Origin of the sequence: Cyanobium sp. BA5m-21, assembly GCF_024346235.1 — a bacterium.
GTDB classification, from domain to species: domain Bacteria; phylum Cyanobacteriota; class Cyanobacteriia; order PCC-6307; family Cyanobiaceae; genus Cyanobium_A; species Cyanobium_A usitatum.
Genome location: NZ_JAGQCO010000035.1, coordinates 1 through 23,641, shown reverse-complemented (window position 1 = coordinate 23,641; position 23,641 = coordinate 1). Strand labels below are relative to the sequence as shown.

9 protein-coding genes are annotated in these 23,641 nt (G+C 59.5%); all 9 read left to right on the top strand.

Annotation, left to right across the window (positions count from 1 at the left end):
- Positions 1-33: 33 nt before the first annotated feature.
- Positions 34-4,704: a hypothetical protein gene (locus KBY72_RS10715; RefSeq protein ID WP_254993567.1), complete on the top strand. Its 4,671-nt coding sequence runs from the start codon at positions 34-36 to the stop codon at positions 4,702-4,704.
- A gap of 502 nt (positions 4,705-5,206) precedes the next feature.
- Complete coding sequence (locus KBY72_RS10710) at positions 5,207-9,016, top strand: peroxidase family protein (RefSeq protein ID WP_254993565.1); 3,810 nt, start codon at positions 5,207-5,209, stop codon at positions 9,014-9,016.
- Positions 9,017-9,206: 190 nt separating this feature from the next.
- The gene (locus KBY72_RS10705; RefSeq protein ID WP_254993564.1) at positions 9,207-15,380 is read left to right on the top strand and encodes a putative Ig domain-containing protein; all 6,174 of its coding nucleotides are present in this window, start codon (positions 9,207-9,209) and stop codon (positions 15,378-15,380) included.
- A 101-nt stretch (positions 15,381-15,481) separates the two neighbouring features.
- Complete coding sequence (locus KBY72_RS10700; RefSeq protein ID WP_254993562.1) at positions 15,482-16,243, top strand: peptidylprolyl isomerase; 762 nt, start codon at positions 15,482-15,484, stop codon at positions 16,241-16,243.
- Between the two features lie 75 nt (positions 16,244-16,318).
- Positions 16,319-19,186, top strand: coding sequence for a peptidase domain-containing ABC transporter (locus KBY72_RS14450; RefSeq protein ID WP_254993561.1), 2,868 nt, complete (start codon positions 16,319-16,321; stop codon positions 19,184-19,186).
- 53 nt (positions 19,187-19,239) lie between these two features.
- Entirely contained in the window at positions 19,240-20,319 is a 1,080-nt protein-coding gene (locus KBY72_RS10690) for an HlyD family secretion protein (RefSeq protein ID WP_254962049.1), read from the top strand.
- Between the two features lie 76 nt (positions 20,320-20,395).
- Positions 20,396-20,632 carry a DUF6447 family protein gene (locus KBY72_RS10685; RefSeq protein ID WP_254962048.1) on the top strand — a complete coding sequence of 79 codons (237 nt, stop codon included), beginning with the start codon at positions 20,396-20,398 and terminating at the stop codon, positions 20,630-20,632.
- A gap of 582 nt (positions 20,633-21,214) precedes the next feature.
- Entirely contained in the window at positions 21,215-23,347 is a 2,133-nt protein-coding gene (locus tag KBY72_RS10680; protein ID WP_254993559.1) for a vanadium-dependent haloperoxidase, read from the top strand.
- 55 nt (positions 23,348-23,402) lie between these two features.
- A partial coding sequence (locus KBY72_RS10675; protein WP_254993557.1) for a toprim domain-containing protein occupies positions 23,403-23,641 on the top strand: 239 nt, incomplete at its 3' end.

Here is a 23,641-nt window from a genome sequence, read left to right as displayed (position 1 = left end):
GGCACCACCTTCAATTTCGTGTTCGAAGTGCAGATGGAGAAGCTGCAGGATACTGACCGCTTCTACTACCTCACTCGCCTCGCTAATCTGAACCTCACGGCTCAGTTGGAGAACAACAAGTTCGCCGACATGATCCATCGCAACACACCTGCCGAGCACCTGCCTGGCAACGTGTTCAAGGCGATGGATTACACGCTGGAAGTGGATCAGTCCCTCCAATTCAATCAAGGTCTAGGCTCTGCTGATCCGCAGGGTACGGTCAACGGCCTCGATCCCTTCCAGGCTGCGATGACCGGCGACCAGAAGGTGATTCGCGGCGACCTGGATGGAGATCTCGACAATGATCTGCTCCAGTTTGTTGGCGGCGAGCATGTGGTGCTTGGTGGCACGGATGAAGCCGACAAACTGATCGGCGGCGACGGCGACGACACCCTCTGGGGTGACGGCGGCAACGACAACCTCGAAGGTGGTATCGGCAACGACTTCATCTTCGGCGGTGAGGGCAGCGATGTGATCACCGACACCTTCGGTGACGACGAGATTCGCTCCAACGCTGGTGACGACGTTGTTAACGGTGGCCCCGGCCTCAACCTGATCATCACCGACCTCGGCAGCGATGTGGTGATTGGTGGTCCAGATGATGAGGAGTTCCTGCTCGGCCAGGGCAACGACTTCGCTGATGGTGGTGCCGGTGTTGAAATGATTATCGGTGGAGAGGGTAACGACTGGCTCGAGTCCGGTCTGGAAAACGGTCTGCTGCTGGGCGACAACGGCGACCTCATTCAGGGCATTCCCACCAAGCGCAGTGTTAATAGCCCGGTCATTGGTCACGACGTGACCTATAACACCGGTGGTAACACTGATCATGACGCCGAAACTGGCGACGACGTGATGGTGGGTGGCCTCGGTACCGATAAGTTCTTTGGCCAGCTCGGCTTCGACTGGGCAACCCATAAGGATGATCCCTACGGCATCTATGCCGATATGGATGTTCGGACATTGATTGTTCCTCTGGCTGCCGGTTCTCCAGGCGCCTCGATGGACAAATATCAACTCACTGAGGCCGTCTCTGGTTCTGCTTACAACGACTACATTCGCGGTACTAGCACTCCAGCAGGTGGTGATCACGTCCTGCTTGACGCGAATGTCAACCTGATCAATGGCCTGGACGCACTCCTGGCTCGCGTTAATGAGGCTGGCGCTATTCGCTTCAGCACGGGCGAAATCCTAATCGGTGGCCGCGGCAGCGACCTGATCGAGGGCCGCGGCGGCGATGATCTGATCGAGGGTGACAGCTTCCTGGATGTGAAGATCCAGGTGACTCCCACCGTGGGATCTCCCTATCTCGTCAGCCGGCTCGCAGAGATTCAGCAGCGGCTGTTCAGCCGTGAAATCCTGCCCAGCCAGCTCAGCATCTGGCGTGAGATCAAGAACAGCAGCAGCGCCTCTGACGTTGACGTTGTTCAGTTCAGTGGAAACCGCGCTGACTACATCATTGAGGGCTACAACGCCGCCACTGGTGTTGCCGCTGACCTCGATGCTGACGGCTGGATTTCCATCACTGACAACCAGGTCAACCCCACCGATGGTGTGGACCGTGTGAAGGCGGTGGAGCGTGCGCTGTTCAACGATGGCAGCATCAAGATCGCTCAGCATGCCAACCGCATGGCTGAAGGCCGCGTCTCCCTAAGTGTTGATGGTGTCGCAGCCGTTGACGGCACGGTGACTGTGGCTGTTGGTCAAGTGCTCGCGGCCTCCTCCGAAGTTCTTCGGGACTGGGATGAGCGCTCCGCTACCAATCCCCTCTTTGCAGTTACCGCTCCTGTGGAGTACACCTGGCAGGTTGAGACGGCCCCAGGCTCAGGCATCTTCACGGATATCCAGACCACCTTCAACGTCACCACCTCGCCGCTTCGTGGTCCCTCCTTCACGGTGACGAATCAAGAAGCCGGCCTCGCCATCCGCGTGATGGGCCGCTTCACCGACGCCGCCGGCGCGATCGAAACCGCGTTCTCCAATGCCTATACCGCTGATCCGGTGAACGGTGCTTCCAGCGCCACCGGCCTGGTGGTGAGCGACAGCACCCCCACCCAAACCCAGCAGGTCACGGTGCAGGGCCAGGACACCATCAGCGACCCCAACGGCATGCCTGCCAGCCCGGTGTTCACCTACCAGTGGCAGCAGCGCCTGGCCACCAGCACCGATGCCAACGCCTGGACCAACATCACCGGCGCCACCGGCGTGAACTTCACGCCCGGCAATGACCAGGTGAACAATGCCCTACGGGTCGCGGTGAGCTTCACCGACCGCGATGGCTTCGCCAACTCCCTGTTCACCACCGCCACCAATGGCACCGGTGACAGCATCACCGGCACCTTCTTTGCCAACACCCTCACCGGCACCGCCTATGCCGATAACCTCAGCGGCGGCGGAGGAAATGACACCGTCAACGGCAACGCCGGCAACGATGTCATCACCTGGGGTGTTGGCAACCCCATCTTCATCATCGCTCCGAACGGAGTCAGCGATGGCCGCGATGTGGTCGACGGTGGCCTCGGCACCCTCGACACCTTCGTGGTGAACGGCAACAGCCAGGCGGAGACCTACCGCGTCTATGCCCGCGCCAGCTTCCTGGCCGTCGCAGGCAATGGAACAGCTCCACTAAACGCCGGCACCGAGATCGTCATCACCCGCAACGGCACCAACAATGCCAGCGTGATCGCCGAACTGCGCGGTATTGAAGAGATCACCATCAACACCGGGGCCGGCAACGACACCGTGCTTGCTATCGGAAACTTCAATCCCACCAGCCTGGCCTTCAACACCATCACCGTCCAGGGGTCAGAAGACGACAACACTGTCGACATCTCGGCCCTCGAATCGGCCCACCGCATCCACTTCCTCACCCAGGGCGGCAACGATTACGTCGTCGGCAACCTTCGCCCGCAAGATGTCATCGACATCCCGACCGGTGCCAACCCAGACGACTACACCGCCACCGACAACAGTGACGGCACGGTGACCTTCTCCTCGCCGACCCACTCGGTGACGGTGACCACCGGCATGGACCAGCTTCCCCAGTTGGCGCCTGCTGTTGTTTATGAGCTGCCGGTGGCGAATCCAGGTACTGGCACGGCTGACGAAGATGAGGATGGCGGCACCACCCCTGGGGATCAAGCCGCCAACACCAACGAGGACGCCGAGGACGGCGACACCAATGAGGATGAGGCGCCCGAACCGACCGGCCCCGCGCTGCAGCTGGGTCTGAGCATCGTGAAGAACCCGGTGTTTGCCGGTGATTCCGAGACCGATATGGTGTTGCGCCGCTTCGGTACTGAGTTTGAGCAGGGCAGCAAGTTCTACCTGGCACTCACGGCAGCATCGCTGCGCAATGCATCGATCAACACGCTCGATCTGTCGGTGAACCTGGGCGAGACGTTCGGTGAGGTGTTTGAGCTGCTGCCAGCCGACTCCTCTGGAGCAGGACCCGCTATTCACTTCAACGACGCCATGGCGGTCCAACGCCGTGTGCAGGTGCTCAATGGTGAGAACGGTCCGACCATCCGCTTCGAGGGAGCCGGACTGGATGCACTGGCGAGCTCCGGTGCTGCCATTGCCGATACCACGGTTCTGGCTTACATCGAACTAGTGGCTCGCGGCGACATCGATGATCTGATCGAAGCTGCTCGGGTTGAGGATCAGTACGGCTTCATGAACGCTGAAACCTTCAGCGTGCCGATGCTGTTCACGGTGGATGCCAATGTGGATCATGTGGTGTTCAGCGATCTCGAATCGCTGCGCGACCTAGGCGGTGCTGATGTGCTGCTGAACCCTGAGCTGGAAGTCACGGCCCGTGCGGCCGAGGCGGTGCTGACCACGTCATCGATCTTCGATCTGGGCACTTACCGCGAGGTGGTGCAAGTTGGCGAGGGCTCTTACACCAACCTGGTGCGTAGCGGCGACACCATTCTCCAGGCGAGCAGCTGGCGCAACGATGGTGAATTCAGCTTCACCGACCTGCGGATCGAATCGATCAGCGATGCGGTGGCTGAGGTGAGTGCCAGCTTTAAGAGCACCGGCACCTCCGTGCCGCCCAGCCTGGGCTGGAGTGATCAGACTGGCCAGGGCGAGATGATGGAGGTGAGCACCAGCTTGCACATCATCGGTAAGGCCGGCAGCGTTGTGGACACCAGTGCGGTGGGCTACGCCCTGAGCGCCTATGGCAACTACGGGTGGAACACCACGCAGATGGAGCAGTTCCAGGTGAAGCATCTGGTGACCTACCAGGCCGACCTGAACTACGACGGTGCGGTGACGATGAAGGATCTTGCCTTCCTCAACGCCGGAGCGGCGATGGGCAACAAACCCCACGATGTGGATGCTGACTTCGACGGCAGCATCGACATGAGGGACCTGGCGGTGATCGATGAGGACTGGGGTAAGAGCCTGCATAGTGGCGATGACAAGTTCCTGGGCAGCGATTCCATCACGATGGATGAGCTGTTCCGCCAGAACGGCCGCCGCTGGGATAGCAGTGCCTTTGAAGAGCAGAATGCGATCGAGGCCGATGAAGCGGGCTCGGCGTACGTGAACGTGCTTACGGACGAGTCCAGCGGTCTGATCAGCGCTGCGGGTCTCGCCTCCTCAGTGGTGACGCAGTGGGAAGAGCAGCACAGCCAGCAGTACGCGCTGACGAACGTCTGATCTGCTGATGGCCGATCAGCGGCAGCCCAAGCCCCGGGATCACCCGGGGCTTTTTTTTGCGTTTTCATCATTTTGCGGGCGCCAGTGTGCAGTCCATGTCGTTGCGGTTGCCAGGCTTCCATGAGTACCTTCTGCCGCCATCAGTGGCATGAGGTCATGCGAGGCCCTCGCGCTTGACTCTTGTTTCGAGGACCCTCACGTTCAGCGAGAAGGAGTTCCTCCAGCACATGCGCTCACGAACATTTGAGCTGCTGATAGCCCATTACCGGCAGCCCTGGCCCCGGCTCCCCCCCGGGGCTTTTGATCGTCAGTGCTGCGCGTAAATGCAATTACACTGCATGTATTTTTCGGGTGCTGATTGTTCCTTGCGGGTTGTTTCTGCTCTGTTGCCTCAAGCCTCCATAGCGCTGTCTTTATGGTTGTATCAAGCCGAACTGGCAGTTAATTAATCCTGTTTAGATTGCGCATTTCTGTCATGGAACCATTCACCTCTGCTGACCAATTGAGCATTCCTCCTCAGGCCCAGCCGGCCGATCCGACCCCCGGCGATGTGCTTTCTGTTGTTGACCCTGGTGTTCTCGCGCAACTCACCCCAAGCGATGCTCAGAATCTGCTGATGTTGGTGCGTGGCGAGCTGCCACCTGCACAGGGTGACGATGCGGCGCTGTCGCTTGGCGTACGTAACCTTTCGGGATTTGGTAATAACCAGATAGACCCTTCGCGTGCCTCCCTCGATGAGCCCTTCGTCCGTCTCACCCCTGCGCGTTTTGGTGAACTGAACCAGGAGACGAACTCGGCGAAGATCAACCCGATTTTCAAGGATCTGGATCCTCGCAGTATTTCCAACCTGATCGGTGCCCAGTCTGCAGACACACCGCCAAGTGAGCAGGCCAGTAACCTGTTCATGGCCTTCAGTCAGTACTTAGACCACGGCCTCGATTTCCTGCCCAAAGGTGGTAACGGAACCATCGCGATTGGCAATCAGATTCCCGGTGATGCCAACAATCCGGCCGACCTCACAAGAGGTACCATCCTGGGTTGGTCTGATGGCGTGCCGCTCTATCGCAATCAAGACACACCCTATGTCGATCAGAACCAGGCCTACGGTCCCATTGAGGTCGTCGGTCAGCTGCTGCGGTGCAGTGATGGGCACGGCGGATTCGGAGCTAAGCTGTTCACCTCAGACAAACCTGATCCTTCGGCGCTTGGGCATTTCCTTCTGCCCAATCTCCGGGAGTTGCTCGATCACCACCTGCAGGCTGGAAGCCGTTTCAGCACCGATCAGGGCGAGAAAACACTGATCGAGTATTATCCGGCTCTGTTGCTTGCTGGCGGCTACTATAACGCGGCTGTCGTCCAGCAGCTTGCCTCGAATGCCTTTGGTTCTGGCTATAACCTATTGATTGATGCCAATCCGGCGATCAATCTGCTGGATCATGTGATTTCTGGTGATGGACGTGCCAATGAGAATGTTGGCCTGACTGGCTTGCATACAATTTTTGCTCGCAATCATAATTATCACGCCGAGCAGCTGGAAGCTCTCTACGCCGATCAGGCGATCAGTGTGAGCCCTGAAGAGCTGTTCCAGGCTGCCAAGATCGTGAATGAAGCGGAGTATCAGCGCATCGTTTTTACGGAGTTTGCTCAGAAGGTGCTAGGTGGCCCTGGACTTCTAGGCGAGGGCAACCATGGCTTCAAGGATTACTCACCTGCGGCCGACGCCCAGATAAGTCTGGAGTTTCAGGCGATCGCCTACAGGCTTGGCCATACGATGATTCCCGAGGATTACTGGGTTCTCGACGCCAATGGCAATCCGCAGCCTCGGCCGCTGATCGGCCTTTTCCTCAATCCCACCAGTGATCCGTCTGCCTTCAGCGTGGATCACGATCGCAATCCCAACACGGCTCCACTCACCGGTCAGCCAGCCCTCGATGTTCTGGCTCGAATGGGCTATGTGCCTGCGCCTGGCTATGCCGAGCTGGGTACCGCATCGGTGCTTGGCGGTATTGCTCGGCAGCCTGCGGAAGAGGTGGACGGCAAGATGGTCGACGCCGTCCGTAACGATCTCGTTCGTGTTCGGGCCGACCTGTTTTCGGCGAACGTTGCCCGAGGCTGGGATCTGGGTATGGGGACCCTCAACCAGATCAAACAGGGTCTGCTGGCGTCCACCAGTCCCTATGTGACGGAGGCTGTCGGCTACGTGGGAGGCGCCAGCCTTGAGCCCTATGCCAGCTGGCAGGAGTTTCAGACCCGCAATGGCCTGAGTGATGACGTGCTGGGCCAGTTCCAGCAGGCTTATCCAGATCTTGTGCTGAGCGGCGAAGCCTGGGTCGACTTCCAGCGCTTCAATCCTGAGATCAATGCTCTGCAGGATGGTGATCAGTTCATCGTGCCGGGTATTGATCGCGTCGATGCCTGGGTCGGTGGCCTGGTGGAGCGGAAGGTCGGTGACGCCCTCGTGGGTCCAACCTTCTGGGTGATCCTGCATGAGCAACTGGATCGCCTCCAAGAGGCAGATCGCTTCTACTACATCCCGCGCCTTGAAAATCTCGACCTCTATGCCAATTTCGTCGAAGATTCCACCTTCGCCAAGATCCTGGCCCGTAACACCGGTCTTACCGACCTCCCGGAGCGGGTCTTCGATGTTGTAGCCGCCGCCCCTCCTGCTGATCAGCAAGCCGGTGATCAGCCTGCTGGTGATCAGCCTGCTGATGATGAGTTGGCTGGCGGTGCCGATCCGGATGCAGAGCAGGATCACCCCGCCAACACCAATGAGGACGCCGAGGACGGCGACACCAACGAGGACGCCGAGGACGGCGACACCAATGAGGATGAGGCGCCCGAACCGACCGGCCCCGCGCTGCAGCTGGGTCTGAGCATCGTGAAGAACCCGGTGTTTGCCGGTGATTCCGAGACCGATATGGTGTTGCGCCGCTTCGGTACTGAGTTTGAGCAGGGCAGCAAGTTCTACCTGGCACTCACGGCAGCATCGCTGCGCAATGCATCGATCAACACGCTCGATCTGTCGGTGAACCTGGGCGAGACGTTCGGTGAGGTGTTTGAGCTGCTGCCAGCCGACTCCTCTGGAGCAGGACCCGCTATTCACTTCAACGACGCCATGGCGGTCCAACGCCGTGTGCAGGTGCTCAATGGTGAGAACGGTCCGACCATCCGCTTCGAGGGAGCCGGACTGGATGCACTGGCGAGCTCCGGTGCTGCCATTGCCGATACCACGGTTCTGGCTTACATCGAACTAGTGGCTCGCGGCGACATCGATGATCTGATCGAAGCTGCTCGGGTTGAGGATCAGTACGGCTTCATGAACGCTGAAACCTTCAGCGTGCCGATGCTGTTCACGGTGGATGCCAATGTGGATCATGTGGTGTTCAGCGATCTCGAATCGCTGCGCGACCTAGGCGGTGCTGATGTGCTGCTGAACCCTGAGCTGGAAGTCACGGCCCGTGCGGCCGAGGCGGTGCTGACCACGTCATCGATCTTCGATCTGGGCACTTACCGCGAGGTGGTGCAAGTTGGCGAGGGCTCTTACACCAACCTGGTGCGTAGCGGCGACACCATTCTCCAGGCGAGCAGCTGGCGCAACGATGGTGAATTCAGCTTCACCGACCTGCGGATCGAATCGATCAGCGATGCGGTGGCTGAGGTGAGTGCCAGCTTTAAGAGCACCGGCACCTCCGTGCCGCCCAGCCTGGGCTGGAGTGATCAGACTGGCCAGGGCGAGATGATGGAGGTGAGCACCAGCTTGCACATCATCGGTAAGGCCGGCAGCGTTGTGGACACCAGTGCGGTGGGCTACGCCCTGAGCGCCTATGGCAACTACGGGTGGAACACCACGCAGATGGAGCAGTTCCAGGTGAAGCATCTGGTGACCTACCAGGCCGACCTGAACTACGACGGTGCGGTGACGATGAAGGATCTTGCCTTCCTCAACGCCGGAGCGGCGATGGGCAACAAACCCCACGATGTGGATGCTGACTTCGACGGCAGCATCGACATGAGGGACCTGGCGGTGATCGATGAGGACTGGGGTAAGAGCCTGCATAGTGGCGATGACAAGTTCCTGGGCAGCGATTCCATCACGATGGATGAGCTGTTCCGCCAGAACGGCCGCCGCTGGGATAGCAGTGCCTTTGAAGAGCAGAATGCGATCGAGGCCGATGAAGCGGGCTCGGCGTACGTGAACGTGCTTACGGACGAGTCCAGCGGTCTGATCAGCGCTGCGGGTCTCGCCTCCTCAGTGGTGACGCAGTGGGAAGAGCAGCACAGCCAGCAGTACGCGCTGACGAACGTCTGATCTGCTGATGGCCGATCAGCGGCAGCCCAAGCCCCGGGATCACCCGGGGCTTTTTTTTGCGTTTTCATCATTTTGCGGGCGCCAGTGTGCCCAAAACGTCGCTGTGGCTCCCGCTTGTCCAAGCAAGCCTCCTGCCGGACATCATGGGGGTTGAGGTCCAGCAGTGGCCTCGCAGGTGACGTTCGCATTGATGGCTCCCACTTCAATCGAAAAGGACTTCCTCGTCGGCCAGTGGTCTGTTCCTCTGGAGCAGGACCCGCTGTCTTTCGGGTTCTTGAGCCAGCCCGTGCTGGCGGCCACGGACCCCCTTGCTCAGCTCGGCGTTGCTGCGGAACCCCTCAATCTCCCGTTGGCAGAAGTGTCTGCCAGTGGCCTCGACTGGGCGCGCATTGATGCTGCCGTTGCCAGCCTCAACGGCCAGCACGGCAGCGCTGTCTTTCAGGGCAGCACAGATCTGGATCTGGCCGACTATTCCACTTTGGTGGATCTGGATCAGCTGACGGGGCTGACCGTTGTGGACGAGCCCCACCTGCTGCCCTCCACGCTGCTGGAGGCCAACCCGCCTCCACTGCTGTGGGATGCCTTCAACAGCGATCAGCTGCTGGTTCGTAAGGGCAGCGGCGACATCGACCTGCTGGCGGGCCTGGAGGCACTGCGGCTCGGTGATGGCGATGATGCCATCGTTCTCCTGCACGGCCAGCCAGATCAGCTCTGGATCGATACCGGTGCCGGCGTTGATACGGCCACGGTGCATGCCAGTGAGGCTCCGCTGATCGACCAGTGGCGTGGGCTGGAGCAGCTCAGCTGGCAGGCTGTCGATGGCGCTGGCGTTCCCCTGGCTCCCCTCAGCCAGCTGGGCGCTGATCACCGTTTTGTTCTGGACGAGGATCAGCCCTTCAGCCTGGCGCTGTCGGATCTGTTTCCTCTGGATGGGCAGCTGGTGTCTCTGCAGCTCCAGCCGCTCACCACGGGGTCGGTTGATTGGCTGGCAATGGAGCAGCGCCGCCCCGATGCCACCCTGGCTGAACGGCTGGTGATCGAGACCCTCTTCCGCGATGGAGGGGGTCACCTGCTCAGCCCTGAGGATATCGCCGCCCTGCAGCCTGGCAGCCTGGTTCAGGCTGATCTAGTGGTCACCGACACCCGTGCTGATGGTGCCGGGTTGATCGGTTTGGATCTCGATCTGCAGTGGGATCCGGCTGCCCTGAACCTGCAGAAGGTCACCCTCGACCCCAGCCTGCCCCTGTTCCGGGACAGTGGTGATCTTGATCTTGCCGCCGGCCGCCTCAGCGGCCTGGGGGCCGCGGCACTGCCTAGTTCTGGGACAGGGTCCGTGCTGGGGGATGGCCTGCGCGATCTGTTCGCGAGTTTGGTATTCGCGGTGGGCAGCATCGGGCCTGAGGGGCTGAATCTGCAGATCAGCCCCAACAAACTGCCCACCAGTCGCAATCTGCCCCTTGATCCCGCCCGTGTGCTGGCGGTGGGCAGTGATCCAGCGCTGATTCCGGTGATCCATGGCCTGGCCGACCAGGGCCAGGTGGGTGAGCAGCGCTTCCTGGCGGAAGGCCTCTACGCCGACGGACGCCGCTGGCAGCAGCAGCTCAGCCTGGTGATCAACAACGTCAACGACGCCCCCGAAGTCCTGGCGGCCCCGCCGCTCACCGCTCTGGAGGACCAGCCTCTGCAGCTCGATCTGAGCGCCTTCTTCCGCGATCAGGATCTCGGGGTGGGCGATCGGCTCAGCTTCCGGCTGCTTGATGCTCAGTCGGATTGGCTGGTCCTGGATGCGACCACCGGTGTGCTAGGAGGCAATCCCGACCAGGCCCAGGTGGGCAGCTGGCTGCTGCAGGTGGAAGCCCGTGATCAGAGCGGTGCCAGCGCGGTTCAGACCATTTCCCTGCGCATCGAGAACGTCAACGACGCCCCGCAGTGGAGTGGCGAGGAGCTGCCGCTGATCCTGCTGCGAGAGCAGCGAGAGTTCAGCATCACCCTGCCGACGGATCTGTTCGGCGATCAGGATTCCGGCGACAGCCTCAACTACAGCCTCGATCTCGAAGGACACCCTGACCTGGCCAGCTGGCTGCGGATTGATCCCTTCACGGGCCTGCTCAGCGGTGTTGCGCCCCTTGCCGGCGCGGATCCCGTCAGCCTCACCCTCAGTGCCACAGACCGCGATGGTCTCCTCGCCAGCACCCGCCTGCAACTTCAGGTGGTGGATCAGACCTTCAACAGAGCGCCGTATCAGGTGGGTGAGCTGCCGCAGCAGCGCACCATCCGTGAGGGAGAGAGCCTGAGCTTTGACCTCCCCTCCCTGTTCCGTGATGACGATCGACTGATCGGCGATCGACTCCGTTTCGAGGTGCAGGCACCCGATTGGCTGAGCTTCGATCCTCAGACGGGGCGCGTCAGCGGCTTGGCCGATAACGCCGCTGTTGGCACGCACACCGTCAGCTTTCGTGCTCTGGATCGTGATGGTGCCGTAGCAGCAAGCACCTTCCAGCTCACGGTGCAAAACGTGAATCAGGCGCCTAATCGCCTCGTTCCGGCGAGCGAGGGGCGTCTGCTGCAGGTCGGCTCGCGCTTCCAACTGGATCTCGACTCGATATTTAGTGATATCGATGTCCGCCATGGCGACGCACTCAGCTACAGCCTGAAGGCCCGCAGCACCTCCAGCTTGGGTATACCCGACTGGCTCAGCTGGAATTCGGCGACCGGTGAACTCAGCCTCAGCCCTGGCACTGATGATCGCGGCTTGCTCAGCCTCCAGTTCATCGCCGCCGACCGCAGCGGCCTGACCAGCACGTATCAGCTTGATCTCGGCATCACGGCTGCCGATGGGCTGGTGGAGGTCAACCAGGTCCTGCAAGACCTTCGACTTAAGCCCGGCCAGTCCAGCGTTGTGGAGATCGCTGACGCCTTCCTGCAGCTCAGAGGTGGTCAGCTCGATTACAGCTTCGAATTGCTGCGTCGCGGCATCGACGGCAGTCTCACACCGGTGAGCGCCGATCAGGCCGGCTGGATCACCCTGTTGGATAGAGGCGCCCAATCTCCGCAGCGATCGGAGCGGATCACCGTGGAGCCGGTTCTGCGGCTGCTGGAGACCGGTGAGCTGATCAGCGCGGCTGATCTTGCCAACCTGCGGGCCGGTACAGGTGTTCAGCTCGCCATCAGCGTGGCCGATCTGCGCAGCGCCAGCACCTCACCTGGGGTGATCGGTATCGATCTCGATCTGGAATGGCAGGGGCTGACCCTCTCGCCGGATCAGCCAGCTGATCTCCGCCAGGCCATTAGCGATCTGTTCCCGCTGTTCCGCAGCGCCGATCTCACCGGTCTCGGCCAGCAACGGCTGCGCTTCAGCGCCGCCAGCCTGCCGGCAATGGGCCTGGGCCAGGCCCTGGGCGATCAACCCGGTGAATCCTTCCTCACCCTCAACTTCCGACTCGACGACCCTGGCCGTCCCGTTCGCATTGATCTCACCCTCAAGGACGAGAAGCAGGGTGGACTGGGCCTGGGGCTTGCCGATGGCAGCACTGACGATGGAGTGCTGAACCTGCTCGATCTGAGCAGCACTCCCCTGTTCGAGTTGCGTTTCGATCCAGGCGTTGAGCAGCTCGGCAACTACGCCGTGCGGCTTCAGGCACAAGGCTCAGATGGCGATGCCGTCAGCCAGATCTTCCGCTTGAACGTGGGTAGCGACAAGAACGTGGCCCCGGCCCTGGCTGCCAGGCCTGGGAGCCTGGCTCTGAACGACAGCACCGTGGAGCGCTACGCACTTGACAGCCTGTTCCGTGATTCCGATGGAGATGCCCTGCGGTACAGCCTCCGATTCAGCGGTGTGGATCAGGACCAGGAACGCCTACTGAGCGAGGCGATTCGGGTCGTCTACAGCGAGGGGCGTGCGCTTCTGGAATGCGCCATCCCAGGCCTGACGCAGCCCATCCAGGCGGCCATGACCATTGCCGCCAGCGATGGTCTCCAATCCGTCGCGCAGACCATTCAGCTGCGGCTCAATCCCCTTAGTGAGCTGGTTCCCCTCTATGTGAATCCCCATCACTCTTCAGTGCATGGCGGTCAGCTGGTGGGTCTGGCCGATCTGTTTGCGTCACCGTCCCTGCAGTTCGGTGACGACCAGGACAGTGTCGAGCTCGATCTGCGCTCCGATCAGCTCCTGACGCTGCGTCTCTCGGCGGCGTTCCGTCGACTGGCCGGGCTGAACGCCGAGCAGGCGGCTCAGCTGGAGAGCACTTGGCTGGCTGCGATGGCTGGAAACGACGACGCTGATCGGGAGTGGCGCATCCCGATCAGCGAGCTGGCGAAACTGGTGTCCCGGGAGGCTGCAGCGTTTGATCTGAACTGGCTTGAGATCTTGGCTCCCGGTCAACCCAGTAGCACCGTGGCCATCGAGCTGGCCACGCGCAGCCGCGTTGAATCCGATGACGAAGGCGCCAGCTATGGCTTCAGCCAGAGTCCGTGGGAGCGGGCACTGCTGATGACCCGCTCGGAGGGGGCGCCTGATGTGGCCACGCCGGCGATGGAGCGACAACTGGCTGATCTGCTCAAGCGCAAGGGACGCAGCATCGCCGTCGACGATGACCTGGCAAAACTCGCGAATCTGGGCGCCTCCCACTTGCTGGCCTGGCGCAGCAAGGCGGATTTCCAGTCGGCGGTGGAGGGCACCCTTGAGGATGACCGCTCCGTGGTGATGCTGAGGGTTCGCTCATCCACCGATCCGGCTTCACAGAAGTTGTACAGCCAGGCGGAGGCCGCTTATCAGGTCCGGGAGTTGACTGTTCTTGCCAAGGACGACGACCGCTTCGCGGGTCTGGCCATGGACGCGGGATTGGAGGACGGGGCCGTGATGGCAATGCCATGGGATCCCCTGAGCTTCACTCTTCTCAAGGCGGCGGATGCCAATGCCTTTTTGGATGCAGATCCCTCGCGGCTCGGCACCCAGGTGGTGGTTGAACTGGATGTATCCGGTTCTGGCCTGCTGGAGGGCGAGTTCAATGCCTACCGCAAGTTCGTGGCGCCAGACACTGTGGCTGCAGCGGCACTGCAGGGGCTGGTTCTGCGGGATCTCGATGGACGGCCGATCACCCAGCCCGGTTGGTACGACTTCACCCAACGGTTCGATGCCGCTGGGCAGCCTGTGGGGGATGGCGCCCGCTTCGTGGTGCAGAGCATCGATGGCGAGCGGCGCATCAGCAAGATCTTGTTGACCCTGACGGATAACGGCTTCGGCGATAACAATCTCACCCTCGGCGTGATCGATGACCCGGGTGCCCCAGTGAAGATCACGGCTGCACCAATCACGCCTGCTCCGCTGCGAGCACAACCCCCTTCTCCGTCGCCGACGCCTGCGCCAAATCCTGCTTCCACTCCCCCTGTTGATGCCGTGAGTTCTGCCCCAGATGCAGCCGGCACAGACGCCGACGCGATTGGATCAAGTGGTGCGGGTGCCGATTACTCGGTCGCTGGGCCACAGGCTTCCGCTGGTGGTGGTGAGACAGCTCCGACTGGTGGCCGTCGCAATGGCTCCAATGACACCTCTCTCGATGGCGAGGACGCGACCGGCCGCCCCACGGGGCGCGGCCAAGCCCCCCTTGGTGCTGGCCAATCTGATCGGCCGGATCTGTCGTCGCCTGGGTCAGCATTCAGGCGCCAGCGCAATGGTGAGCCCGAGTCGGACAACCCGCTGCAGAGCCTGTTCAACCAGTTGATGGGCAAAGTTGGAGAACCATCCACCATCGTCGGCCTGATGATGGGGATGCTGGTCATGCCCAGTGGCGTGGAACGCGGGTTTCGCTCTCTGCTCGAGTCGGGTCTTGGCCGCTCTATCCAACTCCAGCGTCGCAACCCGGAGCTGGAGGCCGAGTGGCCGTTGTGCTTGCCACAGCGAGACGGGCATCCCATCCAGCTACAGCTTCGTCTGGTCCAGGGACGTCTGAGCCTCCTGTCTCAGCCGCTGATCTTCGACCCAACCGACCCAACCGACCCGGCTGGGTCCCGAAGCCCAGCCATGCTCGATCTGAACCAGGGGGGTGCTCTCTGGCAATTGCTTGGCTGTGCCAGCAGGCCCGGTGAGCTGATCGCCCAGATCAACCAGCGTTTGGATCAGTTGCTGCACGACCCCCTCGATGAGATAGATATCGTCTGGACTGCTTGGCTGGACGAGATCCGCAAGCAGTGCCGAGACGATGAAGATCCTCATGTCTGGAATAGTCTGGATATGTTGCGCCGTGATCTGGTAGCAGCCCAGGCTGTTGACCCTGGGCTTGCAGACGCTCTGATGTCGATGCAACTACTTGACTGCCATGTGAGACTTGGGGGCGGACTCCCTTGGTTGAGAAAGTCCTCCCAGTGAACCATCGCTTGATGCGGGATTCTCCTCTTGCCCATTTAGCTATTGGCGATAATATTTCAACTGAATAGCCTTAAAGCTTTCTGGAACCTTCTTCTTCGCCTGTGAGTGGTGCCACGGTTCTCTTTGCGCTAGAACAGGCTAGTGGCAGGGACCTGATCTCACTGCTGTTCCGCTTTGATATGGCCGAATCATTCGTTCGCCAGCTCAAGGAGCGGGAGGTGGTTTTTGCCCATGCTGATCTTTCCGACCCCGACCAGATCCATGCTGCTGCTCTTCAGCAGTACTGTGAAGAGAATGGCCTGACTACTCTCGAGGATCGTCAGCGCTGGTGCCTCGCCCATGGCATGACCAGTGAAGATCTGGTCTCCGAAGCCATCCACGCTTGGCGCCGGGCCGAGCTCCGCGAGCAGTTGGTGACGGCCTCTGGCGAAAGTCTGTATCTGCGGTACAAAGACAAACTAGATCGGGTTCTCTACGGTTTGATACGAGTTGCTGATTCCGGGCTTTGCCAAGAGCTCTTCTACGCCATCGAGGCCGGCGAGATCACCTTTGCTGAGGCTGCGACCCAGTACTCCAACGGGCCGGAAGCAAAGACACAGGGCATTGTTGGTCCTGTCGATCTCACGACCCCTCACCCCGAGGTGGCAGCGCGTTTGCGTACTGCCCAGGCTGGGCATCTGATCGGACCATTTCAGGCCGATGAATGGCATACGTTGATTCGTATGGAGTATCGCTTTGATAGCGAATACGATGACAATACCAAGCGTTTTCTTGAAGAGATTTGCTTCAAATCTCAGATTGGTACTGATATCCAGAGTGATCTACAAGCGCTGATCGGCTGGTTGAACAGCGGCAAGTCTTGAACCATGCAAATTTCTAATTCCCAGCTCGCGACCCTTGAGGCTTTGGCCAGCCAGCATGGTTGCCCCCGACGCGAGGTGCCGCCTGGCACCGTTCTGCAGACCCGTTCCGCCAGTCAAGAAATTCTGCTGATTCTCTCCGGCTCCTGTCGTGTGCTGGATCCCGCTCGTCATTTCGGCTCCCTCACCGTGATGCGTGTCGAAGCTCCCTACATCTGCGGTGCCCTTGCCCTCTTGGAAACGCAGTTGGTGGAGGAGGTGACCGCCTCCACCAACTGTGAGCTGATCGTGCTTGGTGTCACTCCATTGCCGGCAGACTTGGCGGCAGCGGTGAAGTCATTGCTGAATCAGGCGGTTTCTCCCAGTGAGCTACCTCTGCTGCATCATTTGGTGGCCACGGGTTCTCTGCCTGTGCCGCTGGATCAGCGAACCCCTGCGATTTACCAGCGACGCTGGCGTCTGGCAACCTCCTCGGATCTAGATGCCCCTACCGCGGGCCTGATCTATGCGGATCGGCCTGATCGGGGCTTCCGACATGGTCAGCTGATCAGCGCCGCAACCTTGCGCCAGTTTTGGTCCGACAGCGCCCTACCTCGGGTGCTCGTTTGGTCTGAGCTGGATGGAGAGCGAGCGGCCAGCATGCCAACTGCGATTGCTGGCCCAACTTCAGCCACACCACCATCGCTTCCTGCGCCAACCGCTTCACCGCCTGCACGACCATTGCCGGATTCTCTGGCGCCAGCCCTTGGCCTGCTTAGCAGCGCCACCGGCCAGGAGCTTGGCCGACGGTTCCGGGAGCTGGGCTATGCGCCGGTGAGTGGGCGCACCCCGGAAAAACGACAGGAGGCGGTGCTGGCGATGATCAGCCAGCATTTCTCTCTTCCCACTCGGCGAGACACCCTCCGCAAAGCTGGCACGTTTCTGGTGTCCAGTAAGGGTGGCCCCACCTTGGACAAGCTGATCACCGTGATTGATCAGCTCGGCCTGATTGGCCGGGTTGTCACCTGCCGTCCCGCTGATGCAAATCGGCTGCCCACCCCAGCCATTACTCTGGATGAGCATCAGCAGCCACGGCTGATAGTTGAAGCGTCGGCCCATGGTCTGCTGTGCCTGGATCCTGCCGCTGGCATCGAGCTTATTAATGTCGAGTCGCTGCTACCCAGCTCTGCCACCAATCTGCGCGTTGTGGTGGTTAGTGCGGGCTCGAATACCCCCAGGGCACGCTTTGGCCTGGGGTGGATGCTGCCCTATTTGAGTCAGTACAAGCTGCCGCTGCTGGAGGTGTTTATCGCCAGCTTCATCACCCAGCTCTTCGCTTTGGCGACACCCTTGCTGTTTCAGCAGATCATCGATCGGGTGATCGGGCAGGGTGCTTCGAGTGCACTCGGAGGTTTCGCTGTTCTGATGGTGTTGTTCATGCTGCTTGAGCTTGTCTTCAGCAGCCTGCGCACCTTTCAGTTCATGGAAATATCAAACCGCATTGATATAACGATTGGCTCGTCAATTATTTCGCGCTTGCTTCGTCTCAATGCTCGTTATTTTGAGAGGCGACCTGTTGGCGAGCTTTCCAGCCGTCTGAATGAGCTTGATAAAATTCGCAGCTTTATAACCGGGACTGCGCTTACCGTTGTTTTGGATTCGATTTTCGCTCTGCTTTATTTCGGGGTGATGTTCTTTTACTCTCCCCTGCTTTCGGGTATTATCCTTGGAAGTATTCCTCTGCTTCTGATCGTTATCTTGGGGCTCACGCCGGTCACGCAGAAACTCATTCGCCAGAGGGCAGAAGCCCACTCCAAAACCCAATCCTATATGGTTGAGGTTCTGAATGGTATTCAGACCGTCAAGCTCCAGAATAGCGAGCTAACTGCTCGTCGGAACTGGGAAGATCGACATTTGGATGATATCAACAAAGGCTTTCGTACCGTTCTCGCCAATACGGCCAGTTCAAATACGCTTCAGCTGATCAATAAAACAACGAACATCCTTGTAATTTGCGTGGGGGCCTGGTTGGTTCTGGAAAATGAGCTAACGTTGGGAGGCCTTATTGCCTTTCGAATCATTAGCGGATACGTTACTCAGCCAATATTGAGACTCGCTAGTACCTGGAACAATTTCCAGGAAGTTTCAATGGCGGTGGAGCGTCTTGGTGATGTAGTTAACCAGCCCCTGGAAACAGGTGATCATGAAGAGACTAATATTGCGATGCCGCCGATCAAGGGGAGAATCAACTTCGATCAAGTGGGCTTTGGCTACGGCAGTACAGCAAATCCGCAGTTGGCTGGTGTCAGTCTTGAGATACCCGCCGGCAGCTTCACGGGAATTGTTGGTCAGAGTGGCTGTGGCAAAAGCACCCTTCTAAAGCTGATCCCGCGTCTTTATGAGCCGACCAAGGGCAAGGTTCTGATTGATGATCTAGACGTCGGTAAAGTTGAACTGTATTCGCTACGCCGTCAGCTCGGTTTTGTGCCTCAAGACTGTCTTCTTTTTGAGGGATCGATCTACTCCAATATTGCCGTTGCCGATCCTGAGGCCGAGGCCAGTGAGGTGATAGAGGCCGCTAAGATGGCTTGTGCCCATGAATTTATCATGAGCCTGCCCTATGGCTACAGCACTCCTCTCGGGGAAAAGGGCGCAGGTCTTTCTGGTGGTCAACGCCAACGAATTGCCTTGGCGCGCATGCTGCTTCAGAGCCCAAGCCTGATCATTTTGGATGAAGCAACCAGTGCCTTGGATGTTGATACAGAACAACAGGTCGTAAGCAACTTGCGCCGGCATGCCAAAGGCCGCACAATGCTGATGATCACCCATCGCTTGTCAACCCTCACTAAGGCTGATCAGATTGTGATGATGCACGAAGGACGAATTGATTCGGTTGGGACTCACGATGAGTTGATGGCTAAGTCTGGGCGTTATTTCGCCCTCTATCAGCAGCAGTTGGGTGGATGATGAAATCACTCATTACACGCCTATTCAGCTCTGGAGATCGAGTTCAATCATCCATGTCCTCCTCTGCAGAAGGAGAGGTTGAAAAGAACCATCAGCTGCTGCTCACTCCGCCACCTGTCTGGACCAGGATCATGATCTGGGGGCTGAGCATCGGTTCGGTGTCTCTTGTGGTCTGGGCTTCCGTGAACAAACTCGAAGAGACCTCAAACCTCCCTGGCCAACTTGAGACATTGAGCTCCGAGGTCAGCATTAAAAGTCCTGACACTGCCTTGGTGGCAGAGGTGAAGGTTCGGCAATACCAGACTGTGAGCGCCAGACAGGTTCTTTTTGTGCTGAGCCGTGAGGATCTCGATCCACGCTTGCAGAGCTTGAAACGCAAGATTTCCATGCTGGAACAGAGGAACGACCAGGAGCAGGTCTCTTTCCGTAATCGCCTGCTCCAGACCAAAGCCCAGATTCAACTTAATGCAGATATCGTTGCGCGCTTGGCGGGTTTGTTTAAGCAAGGATCTGTTCAGGAGGTCCAGCTACTTGAGAAGAAAAACCAGTTGTTTCAAAGTCGTCAGGAGTTCCAGGTCCTCCTGGCCGAGATGGCAAAAGCATCAACCAACTTTCGGATCGAGTTTAATGATGTGAATAACCAACTGAAGGAGCTGCAGGGTCGTGCCAAGCAGTTCGATATTCAAGCGCCGATCGCTGGCACTCTCCAGCGAATGGCAGTTCAGTCCAAGGGAGAGCGGGTGCAGGCGGGCGATGTACTCGCCACGGTTGTTCCTAAAGAAGGCCTGATCGCTTCCGTGCAGGTGTCCTCGCGTCTGGCCGCTCCCATCACGCCAGGTAAGCCGGCCGAGATCACCGTCGATGCGTTCCCGTCCAATGACTTCGGCACCCTCAAGGGGGAGGTGGAATCTATTTCCCCCACCACCTCAACCCCTGATGCTAAGGGACAGGCTCCGGCCTACATGGCACGCATCCGTATTCCTCCGGCCGGAATCCCAGCGAGCTTCCCTGCGGAGTCCTTGCGTTCCGGTATGGGGATCACGGCACGGGTGGTTCTCGAGGAGAAACCGATGATTAGTCTCGTGTTTGATTTCGTGAATGACCTGTTCAAGCCCATGACCGAACGCCGCTGATCTGGACTTCGCGCTCGTTGCGCGAAGGCACCGCGATCCTCACTCTCCCCGTTGTTTTAATTCTTTACATCCTCTGATGACTGATATCCCTGCTAATGCTGGCGAGGCGCCAGCAGCTGTCGAACAGCAACCTGTTCTCACAATCGGTGACCGCAATTACCCCATCAACAGCCTTCCTGACGAGGCCCAAAAGCTGGTGCTGGCTGTGCGCGACTGCGAAGAGCAGATCACCCAGCTCAAGCGGCGTCTGAATTACCTCGAGATCGCCCGCCGCACCCTGATTCAGGAGTTGACGGCCCGCTTGCCCAACTGACAAGGCCACTTGGGATAGAGCGGTACTCGAGCCATGCCGACTTAGGCCGCAACACGAGCGCGGAGCTTCCCAGCGTGGTTGGTCATAGCTGAAGGTCGTAAACTCGTTTGATAGTGGATAACGAAATCTCATTAAGTTGCCCTCTGATAGCCCTTGCTCGAGCAGCCGCTTGCCTTGCCATTGCTGCGAAAGATTGCGCGTCTTAAGTTTTCGCAATCAATCGCGATTGTTCCTTGGCGTAACTCGTTGAGGTGTCAATGTTCGTTTTGCGCGAAGTCGCCCTTATCTGCAGTGGGTTTGCTTGACCCTGCGTGTGTGGTGGGTTTTGATCAACTCAATGTATTGCGGTAGCAAAGTCCAGTGCCCGTTTCGCAATTTTGGCAACGCCGCTCAGATGAGGGTTTTGATGCTGGTGTGTTGACGGATCTAGCGGGGCTGGACTCGCGCTCCTCCTTGTCATCGTTGAGCGTTGACGTGTCGCTTGCTGAACGCTCTGCCGGCCTGACTTCGTTCCCTAGTGCGTCACTGGTGGCAGGCGCACCGTCATCCACCGCTGTTTCTCAGAGCCCTCTGGTCCCATTGGTGCTGACTGGGACGTCAACGCCTTCTGCTGTTTCCTTCTCGGCGCTGTCGGGTGCGAGTTGGGCTGCCGCCGCCGCCGTGCCAGTGGCTGCCAGCATCGTTCGCTCATTGGCGGCGGCCTCTGTGGATCTTCCTAAGACCCTGGCGGCGGTGAGGTCTGCATCGTCTGACGATGACGATGACGATGGGGCCCCCTCGCCCCAACTCGCGCCAGGTGGGGCTCAGACGTCTGAGTTTGATGGACGCGACCATGGCGGTGACGATGGGGATTTTGAGACTGCTTCCTCTCCCGATCAGCTGCTGGCTTGGAATCAGCTTGCCCTGGATCTGGCCACTGCGGCTCGCAGGGGGCCCACCATCAGCTCCCGTCTCTACGCCCTGGTGAACACCGCTCTCTATGACAGCTGGGCGATCTTTGATGAGGACGCTAAGGGCTCGATTTACAATCATTTATCCGAACAAGATCTTGAGGATCTTCTCGATCAGACGGATGATTTAGATCAAGATTCTGGATTGCAGCGCCTGCGCGATGCGGTGATTGCAGTAGCTGCCGACACCGTGATTCGCACGGTGGGTGCCACCCTGTTCAGTGGTGGCGTGCTGCCGCAGACATTGCTGGATCGCTCTGCAGCCTTGATGGAGCTGCAGCTGGCTGCCCTTCAGCCTGGAACACCAGAGGGCGCCGCTCTGCGCGCTATTGCACTGAACCTGGGGGGGCAGGTGTCTGCGTCCATCAACAGCTATGCCCTGCTGGATGGCTCGAATCAGCAGAACAACTATGCCGATACCACCGGCTATGAGCCCGCTCCAAGCCGCTTCGACCCCGCCAACCCCAGGGACACACTCGACACCACCTGGCAGCCGCTCCCCGGCCAGCGCCCGCTGACGCCCCAGTGGGGTGGCGTGACCCCCTTCGCTTCGGGGCGTGAGCTGATGCCCGACTCCGTTCTCACCCCCTACACAAGTGACGGCAGCCTCAACCCCTTGTTTGTGGCTGAACTCAATCAGGTGTTGCAGTACAGCATGAATCTCACGGCCGAACAGAAGGCCATCGCGGAATACTGGGAGGCGGGCCCTGGCTCTGCCTACCCCCCCGGTGTTTGGATGGGCTTCACCAACGACCTCATCCGGGATCGCCAGCTGTCGCTTGATCAGGCGATGAAGCTGAGCTTTGGGGTCAGCCAGTCGCTGCTGGATGCTTCAATAGGCACCTGGGCAACTAAATACCACTTCGACTCCGTTCGCCCGATTACGGCGATTCGTGAGTACTACTACGGCCGCACCACGACGGATTCGGGCGAACCGCTAACCGATTGGCGTGAGACCCCGCTTGTTGGACAGGCTTGGCGGCCATATCAGAACCCTGCCGCGTTGACGCCAAGCTTTCCCGATGTTAATTCGGGCCACTCGGCTTACAGCAGCGCAGCTTCAACTTTCATTCGTAATTATCTGGGCAGCAATGTATTCGGAAAGTCGGTGACATTGGCGGATGATGCCGCTCGCTTTGATCCCAACGGTTTTGACGGGCAGCCGGACACTGGTACTGCGATCACGCTGTCCTGGGATTACCTCAATGGTGCCGCTGAGCAGGCCGGCCTCTCACGCCTGTATGGGGGCATTCATTTCAATGATGGCAACTGGCAGGGCCAGATCCTTGGCACCCGTGCCGGCACCAATGCCAGCTTGAAGGCCTTCAGCCTCTTCGGCGATGAGGACGATGAGGACGATGCCGCAGCCACAACTCGTCAGGAATTCGGCACCATGACGGCGGATGTGCTCACTGGCCTTCCCGACGAGGACACGGAGGGTGTGCGGGAGTCCTATGGGTTTGGCGGCGACGACCTGCTGATCGACCCGGGGACTGATGGCCATCTGAGCCTATTCGGCGGCGATGGTCTTGACCGTTTCAGGCTCTCCGGCGATGGAGAGGTCTGGATCCGCGATCTGCAGGCCGGCGAATTTATCGAGCTGCATCGCGACGTGTTCAAGAAGCACCAGTCCCTAAGTGATGTGGCCTTCTTGGCCTCGGATCAGGACCCAGGGTTCACCGATCTCACCCTCGGTAAATCGGTGCTCGCCCGGCTCGATGGACTCTGGTCGAGCGCTCAGGTCAACTTGGACATCTGGGCTTGAGTTCCGCCGTTGGGCCCGCCGGTGCGATAAAGAGGTAGCGGTTCACCGCGTGCCTGTGGGTCACACCCTGGTCATTGTTGAAAGTCCGACGAAGGCCCGCACGATCCGGGGTTTTCTTCCCAAGGATTTCAAGGTGGAAGCGTCGATGGGGCACGTCCGCGACTTGCCCAATAACGCCAGCGAGATACCGGCGGCGCATAAGGGTGAGAAGTGGGCAAATCTGGGAGTGAACACCGCCGCCAACTTCGAGCCGCTGTATGTGGTGCCGAAGGACAAGAAGAAGGTGGTGAAGGA